Origin of the sequence: Actinoplanes lobatus, from assembly GCF_014205215.1 — a bacterium.
Classification (GTDB): domain Bacteria; phylum Actinomycetota; class Actinomycetes; order Mycobacteriales; family Micromonosporaceae; genus Actinoplanes; species Actinoplanes lobatus.
This window is the reverse complement of the sequence record NZ_JACHNC010000001.1, coordinates 706,877-724,582: the sequence shown is the minus strand read 5'-3', so window position 1 is coordinate 724,582 and position 17,706 is coordinate 706,877. Positions and strand designations below refer to the sequence as shown.

At 70.1% G+C, this 17,706-nt stretch carries 14 protein-coding genes; 10 read left to right on the top strand and 4 right to left on the bottom strand.

Annotated features, from left to right (window positions below; translation table 11 throughout):
- Nucleotides 1–7: 7 nt before the first annotated feature.
- Complete coding sequence (locus BJ964_RS03145) at nt 8–199, bottom strand: hypothetical protein (protein WP_188119260.1); 192 nt, start codon at nt 197–199, stop codon at nt 8–10.
- Between the two features lie 309 nt (nt 200–508).
- Nucleotides 509–2,251 carry an alpha/beta hydrolase gene (locus BJ964_RS03140; protein WP_188119259.1) on the bottom strand — a complete coding sequence of 581 codons (1,743 nt, stop codon included), beginning with the start codon at nt 2,249–2,251 and terminating at the stop codon, nt 509–511.
- A 185-nt stretch (nt 2,252–2,436) separates the two neighbouring features.
- On the opposite strand from BJ964_RS03140, the gene BJ964_RS03135 reads away from it, so the two are divergent.
- Genes BJ964_RS03135 through BJ964_RS03115 form a run of 5 tightly spaced genes read left to right on the top strand, consistent with a single transcriptional unit; the run spans nt 2,437 to nt 8,666 of the window.
- The gene (locus BJ964_RS03135) at nt 2,437–4,224 is read left to right on the top strand and encodes a sensor domain-containing diguanylate cyclase (RefSeq protein ID WP_188119258.1); all 1,788 of its coding nucleotides are present in this window, start codon (nt 2,437–2,439) and stop codon (nt 4,222–4,224) included.
- A gap of 52 nt (nt 4,225–4,276) precedes the next feature.
- Complete coding sequence (locus BJ964_RS03130; protein ID WP_188119257.1) at nt 4,277–5,989, top strand: acyl-CoA dehydrogenase; 1,713 nt, start codon at nt 4,277–4,279, stop codon at nt 5,987–5,989.
- A gap of 9 nt (nt 5,990–5,998) precedes the next feature.
- A complete protein-coding gene (gene ligD, locus BJ964_RS03125; protein WP_188119256.1) occupies nt 5,999–6,958 on the top strand; it encodes a non-homologous end-joining DNA ligase in 960 nt (319 codons plus the stop codon).
- Between the two features lie 37 nt (nt 6,959–6,995).
- The gene (locus BJ964_RS03120) at nt 6,996–7,505 is read left to right on the top strand and encodes an RNA polymerase sigma factor (protein ID WP_188119255.1); all 510 of its coding nucleotides are present in this window, start codon (nt 6,996–6,998) and stop codon (nt 7,503–7,505) included.
- 3 nt (nt 7,506–7,508) lie between these two features.
- Nucleotides 7,509–8,666, top strand: coding sequence for a hypothetical protein (locus tag BJ964_RS03115; protein WP_188119254.1), 1,158 nt, complete (start codon nt 7,509–7,511; stop codon nt 8,664–8,666).
- Nucleotides 8,667–8,700: 34 nt separating this feature from the next.
- Here BJ964_RS03115 and BJ964_RS03110 read toward each other — a convergent pair whose 3' ends face one another.
- Nucleotides 8,701–9,735 carry a LacI family DNA-binding transcriptional regulator gene (locus BJ964_RS03110; protein ID WP_188119253.1) on the bottom strand — a complete coding sequence of 345 codons (1,035 nt, stop codon included), beginning with the start codon at nt 9,733–9,735 and terminating at the stop codon, nt 8,701–8,703.
- A gap of 281 nt (nt 9,736–10,016) precedes the next feature.
- On the opposite strand from BJ964_RS03110, the gene BJ964_RS03105 reads away from it, so the two are divergent.
- From BJ964_RS03105 to BJ964_RS03085, 5 genes are all read left to right on the top strand, one after another.
- Complete coding sequence (locus BJ964_RS03105; protein WP_188119252.1) at nt 10,017–11,327, top strand: ABC transporter substrate-binding protein; 1,311 nt, start codon at nt 10,017–10,019, stop codon at nt 11,325–11,327.
- Complete coding sequence (locus BJ964_RS03100) at nt 11,327–12,259, top strand: carbohydrate ABC transporter permease (RefSeq protein WP_188119251.1); 933 nt, start codon at nt 11,327–11,329, stop codon at nt 12,257–12,259. Before BJ964_RS03105 ends, BJ964_RS03100 begins: the two co-directional genes overlap by 1 nt.
- On the top strand, nt 12,256–13,101 hold the full coding sequence (locus BJ964_RS03095; protein WP_188119250.1) for a carbohydrate ABC transporter permease: 846 nt from the start codon (nt 12,256–12,258) through the stop codon (nt 13,099–13,101). Before BJ964_RS03100 ends, BJ964_RS03095 begins: the two co-directional genes overlap by 4 nt.
- 39 nt (nt 13,102–13,140) lie before the next feature.
- Nucleotides 13,141–14,670, top strand: coding sequence for an arabinosylfuranosidase ArfA (gene arfA, locus BJ964_RS03090; protein ID WP_188119249.1), 1,530 nt, complete (start codon nt 13,141–13,143; stop codon nt 14,668–14,670).
- Nucleotides 14,671–14,820: 150 nt separating this feature from the next.
- Nucleotides 14,821–16,434, top strand: a complete 1,614-nt coding sequence (locus tag BJ964_RS03085; RefSeq protein ID WP_188119248.1) for a beta-1,3-glucanase family protein — start codon at nt 14,821–14,823, stop codon at nt 16,432–16,434.
- A 6-nt stretch (nt 16,435–16,440) separates the two neighbouring features.
- Here BJ964_RS03085 and BJ964_RS03080 read toward each other — a convergent pair whose 3' ends face one another.
- Complete coding sequence (locus BJ964_RS03080) at nt 16,441–17,595, bottom strand: hypothetical protein (protein ID WP_188119247.1); 1,155 nt, start codon at nt 17,593–17,595, stop codon at nt 16,441–16,443.
- Nucleotides 17,596–17,706: the final 111 nt, after the last annotated feature.

Here is a 17,706-nt window from a genome sequence, read left to right as displayed (position 1 = left end):
TACCGGGTCAAGCGGCGGATTTCGATGGACTCGGGGACGGCGCGGGTGGCGGCTGGTCGTCCTCACCGGACAGCAGACGGTTCGCGAGCAGCCCGCCGCCCAGCACCGCGACCGCGGCGACCATGGCGGCGATGCCCTGGGCCACCGGGCGCGGCCGCTGTCCGGGCATCCGCCGGAACCCGTTCGGTGGTTCGGCCATCGATGTCTCCCTCCAGCGCCCTCGTCGTTACCAACGGTGCGAGGTCTCCTTCGGGTGTCACCCGTACCGGGTCGCCCGAACAACCGGGTATGAAGCCATGTGTCCGGCATTCACGATTGAGGGAGGTTTCGTCAGGAGGTGCGCTGATGGATGGCCGGTTCCGATCGAATTTCCGGCGGGGCGCCGTGGCCGGTGTGGCGGTCATGTCGGTGGTCGCCTTCCTGGCCGGCCTGGCGGTCCGGGCCTACGCCGGTGCGGTTCCCGACCGGCCCGCCGTGGTGGACTCCCGTTTCGGCGACCGGCCCGGTCTCAGTCGTCCAGCAGCGCCCGTAGACGAAGACTGTCCGCCGTCGTCCAGCCCGGCGGTGGAGCGATAGTGGCCCATCCGTCCACCGTCGCCGACTTGTAGACGTGGCCGTGCCCGGTCGGCACCTTGTTGGAGAAGACCATGTCGCAGCTGATCTGCCAGAAGGTGATTCCCGGGTACCAGTGCATGTCGGGAGTGACGTCGGGGGCCCGCCGCCCGCTCAGCCACTCCGGCTGCTTCCAGAGCAGGTCCCAGCTCCACCAGACCACCGGATCGGTCGCGTTCTGGAGGTAGACCACCTTCGGCCGGGCGCCGGTCAGGGTGCGCAGCTCGGCCGCGTCGTCGGCGAACTCGACGGCCAGGCCCGGGTAGTCCGGGTCCCAGACCGAGCTGCCCTCGGCGCGGCCCTCGGTGAGCGCCCGGTGCGCCGGGTTCGCGAAGGTCGGCCCGAGCAGCAGCGCGCCGTCGGCCCCGTCGACCAGACCTTGCGGGGTGCCGAAGGTCTTCTCCATCCCGTACGTCCCGAGGCTCTCGCCGAACAGCAACAGGCGGGGCCGCTCGCCCACCGGCATGGCCGCCCACCGCTCGCGGACCGCGCCGATCAGGGCGTCGGCCGCGTCCACCACCTCGGACCGGTCGCCCAGGAAGGCGAAGAAGCTCGGCAGGTACGAGTACTGCATGGACACCAGCGCGGTGTCGCCGGCGTACATGTACTCCAGGGAGCGGGGCACCTTGCTGTCCACCCAGCCGGTCCCGGTCGGTGTGATGATCGCCACCACCGCCCGGTCGAAGGCCCCGGTCCGGTCCATCTCCCGGACCACCAGGTCGGCCCGCTCCTCGACGGTGTACGCCGAACTGAGGCCGGCGTAGAGGCGGATCGGCTCCAGGGCGGGCCGCCCGGCGAAGGCGGTCAGCTGCTCGCCGGTCGGGACGCCGGCCACGAACGCCCGCCCCTGCCGGCCCAGCGAGTCCCAGGAGACCAGTGACCGCGGCCCGCCGGAGCGCAGCGATGACTCCGGAACCCGCACGCCGTCGCCGGTGCCGCTGTTGACCACGGCGGCCGACCGGTCGGCCATCGAGAACATCTGGGTGATCAGCAGGCTGTCCACGGCGCCGTACGCGAGCAGGGCCACCACCACCGAGCCGGCGCACCAGGCGGCCGGGGCCGGGACGAACTGCCGGAAGAGCCAGGCGCATCCGTGCGTGGACAGCCGGAGCAGCCGGGCGATCAGCAGCAGCAGGCCGAAGGTGAGCAGGCTCACCCCGACGGTGCGGACTATGTCGTGCTCCTCGGCCGGCGGCATGCCCAGGCGGATCCGCAGGTCACGTTGCCAGCGGGTGCCCAGCCAGAGGAAGACCACGACGAGCAGCGGCACCACGGCGAACAGGATGCTCCAGGCGATCCGGACGGTCCGGGCGGTGGGCTGCCGCCACCCGCGGCGGAACAGCGCTCCCAGGGCGGCGCCCACCGCGTACCCCATGGCGGCGGTGATCCCGGCCACCACGCCCTGGAGGGACCAGGCCCGGGGCAGCAGGGACGGGGTGAAGGAGAGGCAGTAGAAGACGGCCGCGAAGGCGGCGCCGGTGAGGCTGAGGCCGGAGCGCACGATGCGCCGCCGGGCGGGGGTGAGCGATGGATCGGTGGTGTGTGGAGGGGCCTGCCCGAGTGAGGGGCGCGGGATGGGAACCCGGCCACGGAACGGCGCCAGCCAGCCTGTCGGCGACGCCACCACCTGTCTGCGCATCCGGTGCTCCGTTTCGTCGCGGCCGGCCTCGTGCCCGGGGTGACGGAAGCAACCCGGCACGTTCCTCTCCATCATCGGGGGTCTATGCCACTGAGCGCCGCCCCATTTCCCCCTGAATTCCGGCCGCCCGGGTTCGTTCAGCCAGGCTGCCGGCTGCCGATGACAAGCGGCGAGGAGGGAACGCCATGCGGCTGCGCAACTGGATCGCGGTGCTGGTCAGCGTGCTACTGCTGGCCGGTGCCGGTGTCGTCGGCATTCTGGTCAACCGTTCGACCGTCAAGGCGGTCGAGACGGTGCACCAGAACGACACCACCGCGCTCGGCACCAACAACGGCACCCTTACGGGTCAGCTCCAGAAGAACTCGGTGAGGGAGCTCACGCTCCTCCTCGGCCAGATCGCCGTCCGGCTGGCCGCCGACGACGCCAAGGACCGCACCTCTCTCGCTGTGGCCGCCAAGAAGAGCACCACCTTCCAGTACGGGATGATCACCACGGATCTCGACGGGAACTTCCTGACCGTGAGCCGGGCCAGCGGCCTCCCGGCGCAGAACGACGCCGCCTGGAAACCGCTGTGGGAGCAGATCAAGGCCGAGAAGTACGGGTTCTCCGGTGTGATGAACGCCGGGGACACCTACGTGGCCGCGGTGGGCATCCCGGTCCTGGTGGGCGGTGGCCCGGTCGGCTACCTGATCGGTCTCAACGAGGTGGCGCAGACCCCGCTGCACAACTACATCCGCGAGCTGCGCAGCACGGCCCACAAGACGATGATCGTCGACAAGGCCGGCCGGGTCGGGGCGGCCAGCGACGACACGCTCGTCGGTGAGGTCGTACACCCGGAAATCAAAGCACGGCTGGACCACGAAAAGGCCCAGTTCGTCGAGTACACCGAGAACGGCCGGGACATGATCGCGGTGGTGGTCGGCGGCCTGGCCAGCGACTGGTCCTATGTGCGGACGCAGACCCAGGCCTCCTTCGACGGCGCCGTCTACAGCCGCAGCCAGACCCTCAACCTCACGCTGCTCGCGATGCTGGCGATCGGTGTGGTGGGAATCACCCTCCTCGGCTACCGGACGCAGATCCAGCGGCGCCGCGCCGACGAGCGGTTCCAGGCGCTCTTCCAGCACGCCCCGGACCTGGTGTCGGTCCTGGACGGAACCGGCCGGATCGTCTTCAGCAGCCCCAGCACCACGTCGGTGCTCGGCTTCGCGGCCGGCTCGCGGACCGGGCACAGCGTCTTCGAGGTGGTGCACCCCGAGGACCAGCAGCAGATGCGTGAGGGGCTGACCACCCTGCTGGCCGACCTGTCCGGCGTGCTGCGCCTGCAGTGCCGGGTGCGGACCGCCGACGGCGAGTACCGCTGGTTCGACTTCACCGCCTCCAACCAGATGCAGAACGCGGCTCTCAGCGGCGTGGTGATCAACGCCCGGGACATCTCGGAGAACCGGGCCTTCCAGGAGCGGCTGGAGCACGAGGCCCAGCACGACCCGCTGACCGGCCTGCCCAACCGGCGCCGGATGCAGGACAAGCTCCACACGTCGCTGCGTGCCGACTCGGTGGCGGTGCTCTTCGTCGACCTGGACGGGTTCAAGCCGGTCAACGACGCGCACGGGCACGAGGTCGGCGACGAGCTGCTGCGCCAGGTGGCGGACCGGCTCAGCGCGTGCGTACGCTCCAGCGACGTGCTGTCCCGGGTCGGTGGCGACGAGTTCGTCATGCTGATGCCCGGGGTGGTCGACCCGGGGGACGTCGACGCCATGAGCAACCGCGTGCGGTACGTTCTCGGGCTGCCGTTCCGGATCGACGGGCACGAGATCCAGATCGGCGCCAGCGTCGGGGTGCACCTGGCCCCGGCCGCCGGTGACCCGGACGAGGCCCTGCGGGCCGCCGACCACGCCATGTACGAGATCAAGCACTCTCGGCGGGTCCCGGCCGGCACGGTGGCCCGGGTCGGACGGCACCGCGCGCCGGACTAAACTTCGTGCACACTGGGTGCACGAAGTTTCCGGATGAACGGTGGTGGCTGCGGTGTCCAAGGTCCTCTCCCGGCGAGACCTCGACTTCCTGCTGTACGAGTGGCTCGGCGCCGAGTCGCTGACCGCCCGCGAGCGGTTCGCCGAGCACTCGCGGGAGACGTTCGACGCGTTCCTCGACGTCTCCCAGCAGATCGCCGAGCGCGACTTCGCGCCGCACAACCGGGCCGGTGACCTGACCGAGCCGACCTTCGACGGCGAGAAGGTCACGATCATCCCGGAGGTGAGCCGGGCGCTGCGGGTCTTCGCCGAGTCCGGGCTCCCGGCCGCCGGCATGGACGCCGAGCACGGCGGCCTCCAGCTGCCGCACGTGGTGCAGCGGGCCTGCTTCCTCTGGTTCCAGGCCGCCAACACGGCCACCTCGGCCTACGCCATGCTCACCGCCGGCAACGCCCACCTGCTGCTCACGCACGGCACCGAGGAGCAGATCCGGCGCTACGTGCAGCCGATGATCGAGGGCCGGTTCACCGGCACCATGTGCCTCTCCGAGCCGCAGGCGGGCTCGTCGCTCAGCGACGTGACGACGAAGGCCACCCGGCAGGCCGACGGCACCTACCGGATCGACGGCGGCAAGATGTGGATCTCCGGCGGCGACCACGAGCTGAGCGAGAACATCATCCACCTGGTGCTGGCCCGGGTGGAGGGCGCGCCGGCCGGGGTGAAGGGCCTGTCGCTGTTCATCGTCCCGAAGCGGAACCTGGAGACCGGCGAGCGCAACGGCGTCGTCCTGGCCGGGCTCAACCACAAGATGGGCTACCGGGGCACCACCAACGCGGTGCTCGCCTTCGAGGGCGCGGCCGCCGAACTGGTCGGCGAGGAGGGCCGCGGCCTGGCGTACATGTTCCACATGATGAACGAGGCGCGGATCGGTGTCGGGTCCGGCGCGGTGGCCCTCGGCTACACCGGATACCTGCACGCCCTCGCGTACGCCCGGGAGCGTCTCCAGGGCCGCCCGGTGAACGGCAAGGATCCGCTGGCCCCGCCGGTGCCGATCGTCGAGCACCCGGACGTCCGCCGGATGCTGCTGGCCTCCAAGTCGTACGTCGAGGGCGGTCTCGCCCTGGTCCTCTACGCGGCGAAGCTGCTGGACGAGCCGTCGCCGGAGAACGACCTGCTGCTCGACACGCTCACCCCGATCGTGAAGGCCTGGCCGTCGCAGTGGTGCCGGCTCGCCGACGACCACGCCATCCAGGTCCACGGCGGCTACGGCTACACCCGGGAGTACCCGGTCGAGCAGTTCTACCGGGACAACCGCCTCAACTCGATCCATGAGGGCACCGACGGCATCCAGGCCCTCGACCTGCTCGGCCGCAAGGTGACCATGCGGGGCGGGGCTGGTCTGGGCCTGCTGCTCGACCGGATCCGGGCCACCGCCTCGAAGGCGCCCGCCGAGCTGGGCGGCCCGGTGCTGAGCGCCGCCGACCGGCTGGCCGCGACGACCGCCAAGCTCTGGGCGACCGGCGACCCGTCGAGCGCCCTGGTCAACGCCACCGCCTACCTGGACGCCGCCGGCCACCTGGTGATCGCCTGGCTCTGGCTGGAGCAGCTGCTCGCCGCCGAGGGCGGGGAGGGTGACTTCTACCAGGGCAAGCGGCTGGCCGCCCGGTACTTCGTCACCCACGAGCTGCCCCGGATCGGCCCCATGCTGGACCTGCTCGACTCCGGCGACACCCTTCTTCGGGACATGGACGACGCCTGGTTGGGATAGGTTCAGGTCATGGCCGGTGAAGCCACGACCATCGAAGTCGGCGACTACGACGTCCGGGTCTCCAACCCGGATCGCGTCTATTTCCCGGAGCTCGGCGTCACGAAGCTCGACCTGGTCGAGTACTACCTGGCGGTGAGCGACGGGATCGTCCGCGCGCTGCGTGAGCGCCCGTGCATGCTGCACCGGTTCCCGGACGGCCTGGCCGGTGCGAAGGTGCACCAGAAACGGGTGCCCAACGGCGCGCCGCCGTGGCTGGAGACGGTGCGGGTGTCGTTCCCGCGCTACAACCGGCACGCCGACGAGCTGTGCGTGACCAAACCGGCCGACGTGATCTGGGCGGTGCAGATGTCCACCGTGGAGTTCCATCCGTGGAACTCCCGGCGGGCCGACACCGAGAAGCCCGACGAGTGGCGGATCGACCTGGACCCGATGCCGGACTGCCCGTTCGGCACGGTCCAGCGGGTCGCCACGGTGGTCCGCGAGCTCCTCGACGAACTGGGGATCACCGGCTATCCGAAGACCTCCGGCGGCCGGGGGATGCACGTCTACGTGCGGATCGAACCGAGCTGGGGCTTCTCCGACGTGCGGCGCGCCGCGCTCGCCTTCGCCCGCGAGGTGGAGCGGCGCGCCCCCGACGACGTCACGACCACCTGGTGGCGCCGCGACCGCGACCCGTCCGCGCTGTTCGTCGACTACAACCAGAACACGCGCGACCACACCGTCGCCAGCGCCTACTCGGTCCGGGGCGTGCCCACCGCCACCGTCTCCACCCCGGTCACCTGGGACGAGATCCAGGATCTGGACCCCAGAGACCTCACCATCCGTACGGTCCCCGCGCGCTTCGCCGAGCTGGGGGACCTGTACGCCCCCATGGACGACCACGCGCACTCCCTGGACGCCCTGCTGGAGTGGGCCGACTTCGACGAGCATGCCGGCCTGACCACCCCCGAGGAGAAGTCCCAGGATTGACCGGGAACCGATCGGCGCCGTCCCGCGTGTATCGGTCATGGCGGTACAGACAGCGCTGACCCACGCGGCGGCTCCCCCGGAACACGACGGTTTCGAGGCCTTCTACCGGGCGAACGCCGACCGGGTCTACCGGGCTCTCGTGGTCACCCTGCGCCGTGACGACCTGGCCGCCGAGGCGGTGGCCGAGGCGATGTCCCGGGCCTATGCCCGCTGGCCGGCGGTGAGCCGGCTGGAGAACCCGGCCGGCTGGGTCTTCCGGGTGGCGCTCAACTGGGCGACGTCGTGGTGGCGCAAGGTCCGCCGGGAGCAACCGCCGGCCGACGAGGCCGCCCACCCGCATCTGCGGCCACCGGACGGCTCGGTGGCGGCTCAGGACGCGCTGGCCAAGCTGCCCGCGCCGCAGCGAGCCGTGATCACCTGCCGGGTGCTGCTCGACCTCTCCACCGCCGAGACCGCCGTGGCCCTGCGCATCAGCGAGGGCACGGTGAAGAGCCGTCTCTCCCGCGGGCTGGCCACCCTCCGGCACGAGCTGAACAGCGAGGACTGAGACATGGAAGGGATTCCGCAGAACGTGACCGAGGCGGTCCGGGTGGCGGCGCAGGCCGCACGGGGATACCCGGGCGACCTCGCCGACATTCACCGCCGGGCCCGCCGTCGCCGCAACCGGCAGGCCGCGGTCTCCGCCGCCGCGGTGGTGGCGGTGCTCGCCGGTGTGGTGGCGGGCGTGGCGATCCAGCGACGGCCGGGCCCGTCCGCCGGCGCGGGGGTGCTCCCTCCGGCGGGCCGCGCCGAACCGGGGATCAGCCCCAGCGCGCGGATCAGCTCCGGACCGGGCGCCGAGCCGCCGGGCCAGCATCTCCTCCTGCAGGCGGCCGCCGGCGACTATCGGGGCTCCGGCGGGACGACCGTGCGGCTCGGCGGTGAGACGGCGGTCGGGGAGCTGCTGCCGGACGGCACCCTGATCGGTCATCCGGTGGTCGGTGCCCGGAACTGGGAGCGGGTGGTGGTGCTGCCGAGCGGTGGTGTGGTCGCCTTCGGCTCACACGACACCCAACCGGGAACGAAGCGCAAGGACGGCCCGAACGTGTCGGGGCTCGAATACCGGCTCGTGGGGACCGACCCGGACGGCCGGGTCCGGATCCAGCGGAACGTGCGTAAGAAGGGCGAATCGGTCATGCTGCTGACCGCCCGGGAGGACGTCGCCTACCTGTGGCGGCCGGCCGGCCTGTTCATGCACAGCATGGCCACCGGGCACGAGGAGCTCATCGCCGGAGGGTCGGCGTTCGGCCTCGGCCAGGTCTTCGGCAACCTGCGGCTCACCGACATGTCCGGTGGCTGGGTGGCGGTGTCCCGGATGCGGGACGAGTGCGTGCCCCGGGTGTACGACATCACCGGCGCCGATCTCGTGACCGAGATCCCGCTGACCGGCTGCATCGCGGTGACCGACATGCGGCTCTCCCCGGACAGCAGGACCCTCGCGGTCGCCTACGACCGGGACACCGGCGCCGGGTTGCGCCCCGTCGTCGCCCTGATCCGGGTCACCGACGGCAAGGTGCTGAAGGAGCGGGAACTGGCCGACGTCACGGGCAAGACGTCGCTGATGGTCTCCATCGCCTGGCCGGACAGCCGCACCCTGCGCGGGGCGGTCTACCCGGTCGGGGCGGCCGGGGTCAGCGAGGTCACTGGGTTCACCGTGACGATCGACTGAGACCAGCCGTCCCACGGCGCCCGGTGATCCACGATCACCGGGCGTTCGGCGTACGCCCGGCCGTGCTCTCCCTGATGATCAGCTTGTGCGGCGCGCGCAGCTCGAGCCCGGCGGGTGGGGTGGAACTGCTGATGCGCAGCAGCAGCCGCTCCACCGCGGTGGTCGCGATCATCTCCTTGTCCGGCGAGATCGTGGTGATCGTCGGGTTGGAGAACCGCCCGTCCTCGATGTCGTCGTAGCCGACCACCGCGACGTCCTCGGGCACGCGCAGCCCTCGGGACAGAAGCGTCCGGATCGCCCCGAGCGCCACCAGGTCGCTGTAGCAGAACACCGCGTCCGGAGGCTCCGCCAGGTCCAGCAGATGCTCCATGGCCTGGGCGCCGTCCGGCCGGTTGAACCGGGGGGTGCTGATGATCAGGTCTTCCCGGGGTGTGCGCCCGCGGGCCGCGTGCGCCTCGCGGAAGCCCCGGGTGCGCCGCTGCGCCGCCTCGCCGGTGGCGTAGGGCTGGTCGCCGATCGCCGCGATCCGCTGCCGGCCCAGGTCGATCAGATGCTCGGTGGCCTGCCGGGAGGCCGCTACATCGTCTATCCCGACGTGGTCGAAGCTGCCGTCGCTGGACCGCTCGCCGAGTATCACCAGGGGCAGTCGGTGGTCGCGGGTGGCGAGTGCCTGCTGATCGAGGCCGAGGGGGCTGAAGATGACCCCGTCGAAGAGCAGCCGGCGTGACCCGTCGGCGATGAACGCCCGCTCGTGCTCGGGGTCGCCGTCGGTCTGGTCGATCAAAACGTTATAGCCGCTGACCCGCGCCGCGCGGATCACGCTCTGCAACAACTCGGAGAAGTACGGGGTGTCCAGGTACGGCACGACGACCGCGATCTGACCGGATCGGCCCTGTGCCAGGTTCCGCGCGAGCACGTTTGGTCGATAGCCGAGCTCCTCGACCGCCCGTTGAACACGCTCTCTCGTACGCTCCGTGACGTTGGCGTAACCGTTGACCACGTTGGAGACGGTTCGGCTGGAAACGCCGGCCAACTCCGCGACGTCACGCAGAGTGACTTCTCGACGCATTCTTGCCCCCTCTGGCCGCCCCAAGTTTCCGGCAGGTTACCCCTTGCCGTCGTTATAGGGTCCCGTGCATGCTTTGCTTTGCAGCGCTGCAAAAGCGTAGCAACTCGGCTCGACCAGCGGTGAGAACCTGATGGCCGACCCCCGATGTGCCAGCACCGGAGGTCGGCTCTCTGAGCCCTGTGGGCATCAGAACTGATCAACTGGATACGCATCTACTTGTCTGTGAGGACCCAGTGAACATCGGCAACTTTAGTGCACGAAAAGTCAGTCGGCGATCAGTTGTGGCGGCCATCGCGGCGACGGCGACCGCCGTGACCCTGGCGGCCTGTGGTAGCGGCGACGACGACAAGGCGGCCACCGCCGCCAAGCCGACCGGCACGGTCACCGTCAAGGTGTGGGCCTGGTACCCGGAGTTCAAGGCGGTCGTCGACCAGTTCAACGCGACCCACACCGACGTCAAGATCGAGTGGACGAACGCGGGCACCGGCCAGGACCAGTACACCAAGCTCCAGACCGCGCTGAAGGCCGGCAAGGGCGCGCCCGACGTGGTGATGCTGGAGCTCCAGGAGATCCCCACCTTCGCGCTCACCAAGCACCTGGTCGACCTGGGCAAGTACGGTGCGAACGCGGTCAAGGGCGACTACGCCGGCTGGGCGTGGGACCAGGTCAGCTCCGGTGAGCAGGTCTACGCGCTCCCGGTCGACGCGGGCCCCATGGCGATGATGTACCGCGAGGACATCTTCAAGAAGTACAACCTGACCGTCCCGACCACCTGGGACGAGTACAAGGCGCAGGCCGAGAAGCTGAAGGCCGCCTCCGGTGGCAAGAGCTTCATGACGGACTTCGGCGCCAACGACGGCGGCTTCATGACCGGTCTGTTCTGGCAGGCCGGCGCCAAGCCGTACACCTACGACATCGCGAACCCGGGCGCCATCGGCGTGAACGTCAACAGCGCCGAGGCCAAGAAGGTCTTCGAGTACTGGGAGGGCATGGTCAACACCGGCCTCGCCGACACGACCGCCTTCCACACCACCGACTTCTACAACGGCCTCGGCTCGGAGAAGTACGCCACCTACCTCGCGGCCGGCTGGGGACCCGGTTACATCCAGGCGAACGCGGGCGGTGCGGCCGGCAAGTGGCGGGTCGCCCCGCTGCCGCAGTGGACCGCCGGCGCCAACGCCCAGGGTGACTGGGGTGGCTCCTCGTTCGCGGTGACCGACCAGGCCCAGTACCCGGACATCGCGGCCAAGGTCGCCATGGAGATCTTCGGCGCCAAGAACAGCGAGGCCTGGAAGATCGGCATCGACAAGGCGTTCCTGTTCCCGACCGTCACCCCGGTCCTGGAGTCGGACGCGTTCACCGGCAAGACGTACGACTTCTTCGGCGGCCAGAAGGTCAACGAGGTCTTCGTGCCGGCCTACAACGGTGTCGGTGACCTGGACTGGAGCCCGTTCAACAGCTACAACTTCAACCAGCTGACCACCAACCTGGGCCAGGCGATCGAGAAGAAGACCTCCTGGACCGCGGCGCTGGACACCGCGCAGGAGAACATCAAGACCTACGCCACCCAGCAGGGCTTCAAGGTTCAGTAATGACCGAGGTGCAGACGTCCCCCGCGGCCGCTCCGGCGGCCGCGGGCCCCTCGCCCAGGACCGGCACCCAGCGGGCCGCGCGGGTGAAGGAGGCGGCCACCGGCTGGCTCTTCGCCCTGCCGTTCACCGTCCTGCTGGTCGCCTTCCTGCTGCTCCCGATGGCGTACGCCTTCAAGATCAGCCTGTACCGGTCCACCCTCATCGAGGGTGAGGTCTTCGCCTGGTTCGACAACTACAAGCAGGCGATCGACGACCCGCTGGTGCGTGAGGGCGTGGTCCGGGTCCTGATCTTCGGTCTGCTCCAGACCCCCGTGATGATCGGGATCGCGCTGATCGCGGCCCTGCTGATCGACGCCGCGACCTCCAGGTTCTCCCGGTTCTTCCGGCTGGCGGCGTTCGTGCCCTACGCCGTGCCGGTGGTCATCGGCACGCTGATGTGGGGCTTCCTCTACAGCGACAGCATCGGCCCGTTCGCCTGGACCGGGATCGACTTCACCTCCAGCGACACGGTGCTGGCCTCGCTGGGCAACATCGTCACCTGGCAGTGGGCCGGCTACAACATGATCGTCCTGTACGCGGCGCTCCAGGGCCTGCCCCGGGACGTCTACGAGTCGGCCCGCATCGACGGCGCGAGCGAGGTGCAGATCGCCCTGCGGATCAAGACGCCGATGATCTCCTCGGCGCTGGTCCTGGCGACCCTCTTCACCATCATGGGCACGCTCCAGTTCTTCACCGAGCCGCTGATCCTCCAGCCGCTCAACCCGGGCGCGATCACCCAGCACTACACACCCAACGTGTACGCCTACAACCAGGCGTTCTCGTTCCAGCAGTACAACTACTCGGCGGCGATCTCGTTCCTGCTCGGCGCGGTGGTCTTCATCGGGTCGTACATCTTCCTGTTCGCCACCCGGAAGAGGAGCGCGCTGCGATGAACCTCAGAAAAGGCAGCGCCGCCGCCCACGTCGTGATGGGCCTGCTGGCGATCTACTTCCTGCTCCCGTTCTGGTGGCTGCTGGTCGCCGCGACGAAGGACAACACCGGGCTCTTCCAGTCGGCCTCGCTCTGGTTCTCCGACTTCCACCTGATCGACAACCTGCGGATCCTGTTCGAGCAGGACGGCGGGGTCTACCTCACCTGGCTGCGCAACTCGGCGTTCTACGCCGTGGTCAGCGGCGCCGGCGCGACGGCCATCTCGGCGCTGGCCGGCTACGCCTTCGCGAAGCTGCGCTTCCCCGGCCGCAACGCCCTGTTCGCGCTGCTGCTCGGCCTGATCATGGTGCCGGCGACGGCGCTCGTGCTGCCCACCTACCTGCTCATGTCGCAGGCGAACCTGGTCGACACGATCTGGGCGGTCATCCTGCCGTCGCTGCTCAACCCGTTCGGCGTCTACCTGCTGCGGGTCTACGTGCACGACTCGATCCCGGACGAGATGCTCGAGGCGGCCCGGATCGACGGCGCCGGCGAGTTCCGGGTGTTCACCAGCGTGGCCCTGCCCGCGATGAAGCCCGCCCTGGTCACCGTCCTGCTGTTCAGCATGGTCGCGTCCTGGAACAACTTCTTCCTGCCGCTGGTGATGCTGAGCGACGACCAGCTCTACCCGCTCACGGTCGGGCTCCGGGCCTGGTACATGTCCGCGATCATGGGCAACGGCGGAGCGGCGACCTTCAGCGTGATCGTGACCGGCGCTCTCGTGGCGATCGTCCCCCTGATCGTCGCCTTCCTGATGTTGCAGCGGTACTGGCGCGGTGGTTTGACCATCGGCTCCGTCAAGTAATCCGCGCATCTCCTCTTCTCATCGGTAAAGGGAACAACCATGCTCCGTGCGCGTGTCGCATTGAATCCGGGTGCCGTCGTGGCGCCGGTCAGCCGCCGGACCTTCGGCTCGTTCGTCGAACACATGGGCCGCTGTGTCTACACCGGCATCTACGAGCCGGGCCACCCGCTCGCCGACGAGGACGGCTTCCGTACCGATGTGCTGGCTCTCGCCCGTGAGCTCGGCGTCACCATGGTCCGGTACCCGGGTGGCAACTTCGTCTCCGGTTACCGCTGGGAGGACGGCGTCGGACCGGTCGGGAAACGGCCCCGTCGGCGTGACCTGGCCTGGCGCAGCATCGAGACCAACGAGGTCGGCATCGACGAGTTCGCCAGGTGGGCGGAGAAGGCCGACGTCGAGATCATGTACGCGGTCAACCTCGGCACCCGTGGCGTGCAGGAGGCGCTCGACGTGCACGAGTACCTCAACCACCCGGAGGGCACCGCGCTCTCCGAGCAGCGGCGGGCCAACGGCGCCGAGAAGCCGTACGGCGTCAAGATCTGGTGCCTCGGCAACGAGCTGGACGGTCCGTGGCAGACCGGGCACAAGACCCCCGAGGAGTACGGCCTGCTCGCGGCCGCCACGGCACGGGCGCTGCGGTCCGCCGAGCCGGATCTCGAACTGGTCGCCTGCGGCAGCTCCAGCTCGTCGATGCCGACCTTCGGGACCTGGGAGTCGACGGTTCTGGAGCACGCGTACGACCTGGTCGACTACGTGTCCTGCCACGCGTACTACGAGGAGCACGACGGCGACCTGGGCTCGTTCCTGGCCAGCGCGGTCGACATGGACTACTTCGTGAACAGCATCGTGGCCACCGCGGACGCGGTCGGTGCCCGGCTGAAGAGCAAGAAGAAGATCAACCTCTCGTTCGACGAGTGGAACGTCTGGTACCTCTCCCGGTTCCAGAGCGCCCCGCTGCCGGAGGAGTGGAAGGTCGCCCCGCCGGTGATCGAGGACCGGTACAACGTGGCCGACGCCGTGGTGGTCGGCAACCTGCTGATCTCGCTGCTCCGGCACAGCGACCGGGTGACCGCGGCCTGCCAGGCGCAGCTGGTCAACGTGATCGCCCCGATCATGACCGAGCCCGGTGGCCCGGCCTGGCGGCAGACCATCTTCCACCCGTTCGCCAAGACCGCGGCCCTGGCCAAGGGCGAGGTGCTGCGCCTGCACATCGACGCCCCGACCTACGAGACCGCCAGGTACGGCGTGGCCCCGGTCGTCGACGCGGTCGCCACGCACGACCCGGCCACCGGCGACGTGACGGTCTTCGCGGTGAACCGGGACGTGACGAACCCGGTCGAGTTCATCGTGGACCTGAGCGCGTTCGGCGACCTGGCCGTGGCCGAGGCGTGGACCCTGACCGACGAGGAGGACCTCTACGCGAGCAACACCAGGGAGAACCCGGACCGGGTCACCCTGCGCCCGACCGCCGAGGTGCCCACCGGGGCCGTGTCCGTCGAGGGCGGCGCCGTCACCCTGACCCTGCCCCGCGTCTCCTGGAGCGCGATCCGCTTCGCCCGTACCGTCTGATCATCCAGCCGGGAAAGTGTTATCGGGGGGCGGCGGAAACGTCGGCGAAATAGACCTTAAAACAATGTTAAATGCTCTGGGAGAGCGGTTTCTGAAGGCGAATACTGCCGGTCATCCCCTGACCGTCACACCTTCGGAGGCCGCACCCCCATGCGCCGTAAACGGAGTCTTGTCCTCGCCGCGACCGCGACCGTCGCGGCCCTCACCACCGCCTGGATAGCCCTGCCGGCCTCGGCCGCCGCGCCCACCGCCACCCTGCGCACCGTCTCCGACTGGGGCAGCGGATGGCAGGACGAGGTGACCGTCGCCAACACCGGGGTGTCCGCCATGACGTCCTGGAAGGTGGAGTTCGACCTTCCGGCGGGAAGTTCGGTCGGCAGCTTCTGGGAGACGGACATGACCGCCTCCGGAACACACCGGACGTTCACCAACCGGTCCTGGAACGGGTCGGTCCCGGTCGGCGCGAGCGTGACGTTCGGCTTCGTCGGAGCCGGGCCGCAGCCGGTGAACTGCAAGCTGAACGGTGTCCCGTGCAACGGAGTGGCGACCACTCCCACGACCACCGTGCCGACGGCGACCGTTCCCACCGCGACGCCCACGACGGCCCCCACCACCGTCGCGCCGACGACCACCGCACCGACGACGGCGGCGCCCACCACGGTTCCGCCGGCGAGCGATCTGCTTCCGCTCACCGTCACCAACCGGACCGGCCGTAACCAGGACGTCTATCTGTACGTCCTGGGCGTCAACCTGAACACCGGCAAGCTCGGGTACGTCAACGCGTCGGGCGCCTTCACCCCGTGGACCGGCGGCGGGGCCGTCCCGGTCCCGGCGCCGGACGTCGCCATCGCCGGCCCGGCGAACGGCGCCGCCACCACGGTGCGGGTCCCGAAGAACCTCTCCGGCCGGATCTACTTCTCGCTGGGCCGCAAGCTCGACTTCCGGCTCACCACCGACGGCCTGGTCCAGCCGGCCCCGTGGGCGGGCGGCGACCCCAACCGCGACACCCTCTTCGACTGGAGCGAGTTCACCCTCGACGGCTCCGGCCTGTTTCTGAACAGCTCGCAGGTGGACATGTTCGCGATCCCGCACATCGTCACGGTCACCGGCGGCGGCGGTGTCACGAGCCGGACCGGTGAGCTGGCCGGCGGCGGCCGGCAGAAGGTGATCGACGCGGTCCGGGCGAACGCCGACTTCGCCAAGAGCGTGGTGACCGCCGCGGACGGCACCGTGCTGCGGGTGCTGGCCCCCGGCAAGGCCGCCGACGCCGGGCTGATGAGCGCGTCCTACCTGGACTCCTACATCACCACCGCGTGGAACGCGTACACGTCGAAGACCCTGACCGTGGTGCCGTTCACCGACCGGCCGGACGTGCGGTACTCGGGCCGCACCAGCGGGAACGTCCTGAACTTCACCGACGCTTCCGGGCGTACCGTGGCGTCCTTCACCAAGCCCTCCACGGCGAACGTCTGGGGTTGCGACGGCGCCCTGGCCGCGCCGAACGACCAGGTGGTCGGCCCGATCGCGCGAACCCTCTGCGCCGCGCTGTGGCGGACCACGCTGGGCCGGATCGACACCCAGCCGGGCGGTACGGCGGCAGACTTCTACACCGGCGGGCCGGCCAACCCGTACGCGAAGTCGATCCACACCAACATGGTCGACGGCAAGGCGTACGCGTTCGCCTTCGACGACGTGCTCAACCAGGAGTCGCTGGTGCACGACGGTGACCCGCGGGCGGCCGGGATCACCCTGACCCCGTTCTGACCGGGGTCACGACGTGGGCCGGTAGGCGGTCTCCGGGTCGAGCAGTGTGACCCAGGACGGCCGCCACGCCGGGCCGCGGGACGTCATCTCCTCCTGGAGGTTGGTCCGCCACGGCCCGGAGACGCCGTCGTCGTGCCACCACGGCGGCCAGGAGTCGTAGCGGCGTTCCACCTGGACGCCGGTGGCGCTGGTCTCCACCCGGAGGAAGAGCCACCGCCCGTACCGTGGATCGGACTCGGTGTGGCGCAGCGCCCGGACCAGCTCGGTGAGCCGGCGAAAGGCGGCGTACCGCTCCTCGCCGGGCCGGTCGCCCGGCGGGAAGCCGCCGGGCTGGGAGCTGAAGCTGGTGGAGTCGGCGTAGGCCAGCAGGGTGCACCGCCCGTCGTCGTGCGGCGACCGCTCCCGCAGCCAGGAGATCAGCGTGTCCAGCTCCTCACTGGCGGGCGGCGCCGGCCGGGTCAGCTCGGGGGAGTCCTGCATGGCCGCCCAGACGAGCCGGTCGTGCTCGCCCTTGCTGAGCCGGCGGACCCGGCGCATCGGCGGGCGCCGGCCGGGCTCGATCCGGGGCGCCGCGCTGCCGGGCACCAGCCCGGCCCGGGTGGCGACGGTCATGGCCGACGCGATGTCCGCGTCCGGGCCGGTGATCAGTGCGGCGATGTGGTCCGCCGTCACCGCGGCCCGTATCGCGGCGGCGATCAGCTCCTCGGCGGCGGGGCGGGCGCCGAGCCGGCCCAGCGCGGCCAGGGTGTGCTCGGCGGTGAGCAGCGGAGCGAGCATGTCGGTCATGCCGTCGGCGAGCCGCCCCGGGTAGCGGACCCGGGACCAGCGGCCGTTCTCGTGCCAGACCACGAAGCCGAGCCGGTCGCCCTCGGCGAGCGGGGACAGGATGTCCCAGGGCAGCCAGTCCGGCGCGCCGGTGAGCAGGTCGACCGGCGGATCGGCCCGGGTGGTGGCGCTGTGCCCGTGGTGCCCGTAGACGACCGCGCGACGGCCGTCCAGCAGGGCGAACCGTGCCCAGTTCCGCTCGCCCTCGGCGAAGTCGGCGCCGCGACCGTCGATGGTCCACGGCCCGGCCTGTCCGGTCGCGGCACCTGTCGCGCTCAGTGTGGCCCAGCGGGTCCAGAGCAGTCCGGGCGCGGGCAGATCCACGTCGGTCAGCATCTGTCCACTGTGCCAAATGAGGACGAGGCAGTGACAACCACGGGTGCGACTCCGAAGTGGACGGCCCCCTCGCATCGGTCTTCTACGATGCGATCGTCCATTGAGAGGGGG

Excerpts from the sequence above, each read along its gene's own strand:
- BJ964_RS03135 (WP_188119258.1), top strand. The coding sequence starts at position 2,437 with ATGCGGCTGCGCAACTGGATCGCGGTGCTGGTCAGCGTGCTACTGCTG.
- BJ964_RS03095 (WP_188119250.1), top strand. The coding sequence starts at position 12,256 with ATGAACCTCAGAAAAGGCAGCGCCGCCGCCCACGTCGTGATGGGCCTG.
- BJ964_RS03140 (WP_188119259.1), bottom strand. The coding sequence starts at position 2,251 with ATGCGCAGACAGGTGGTGGCGTCGCCGACAGGCTGGCTGGCGCCGTTC.
- BJ964_RS03145 (WP_188119260.1), bottom strand. The coding sequence starts at position 199 with ATGGCCGAACCACCGAACGGGTTCCGGCGGATGCCCGGACAGCGGCCG.
- BJ964_RS03080 (WP_188119247.1), bottom strand. The coding sequence starts at position 17,595 with ATGCTGACCGACGTGGATCTGCCCGCGCCCGGACTGCTCTGGACCCGC.
- BJ964_RS03100 (WP_188119251.1), top strand. The coding sequence starts at position 11,327 with ATGACCGAGGTGCAGACGTCCCCCGCGGCCGCTCCGGCGGCCGCGGGC.
- BJ964_RS03120 (WP_188119255.1), top strand. The coding sequence starts at position 6,996 with ATGGCGGTACAGACAGCGCTGACCCACGCGGCGGCTCCCCCGGAACAC.
- BJ964_RS03115 (WP_188119254.1), top strand. The coding sequence starts at position 7,509 with ATGGAAGGGATTCCGCAGAACGTGACCGAGGCGGTCCGGGTGGCGGCG.
- ligD (WP_188119256.1), top strand. The coding sequence starts at position 5,999 with ATGGCCGGTGAAGCCACGACCATCGAAGTCGGCGACTACGACGTCCGG.
- BJ964_RS03085 (WP_188119248.1), top strand. The coding sequence starts at position 14,821 with ATGCGCCGTAAACGGAGTCTTGTCCTCGCCGCGACCGCGACCGTCGCG.
- BJ964_RS03110 (WP_188119253.1), bottom strand. The coding sequence starts at position 9,735 with ATGCGTCGAGAAGTCACTCTGCGTGACGTCGCGGAGTTGGCCGGCGTT.
- arfA (WP_188119249.1), top strand. The coding sequence starts at position 13,141 with ATGCTCCGTGCGCGTGTCGCATTGAATCCGGGTGCCGTCGTGGCGCCG.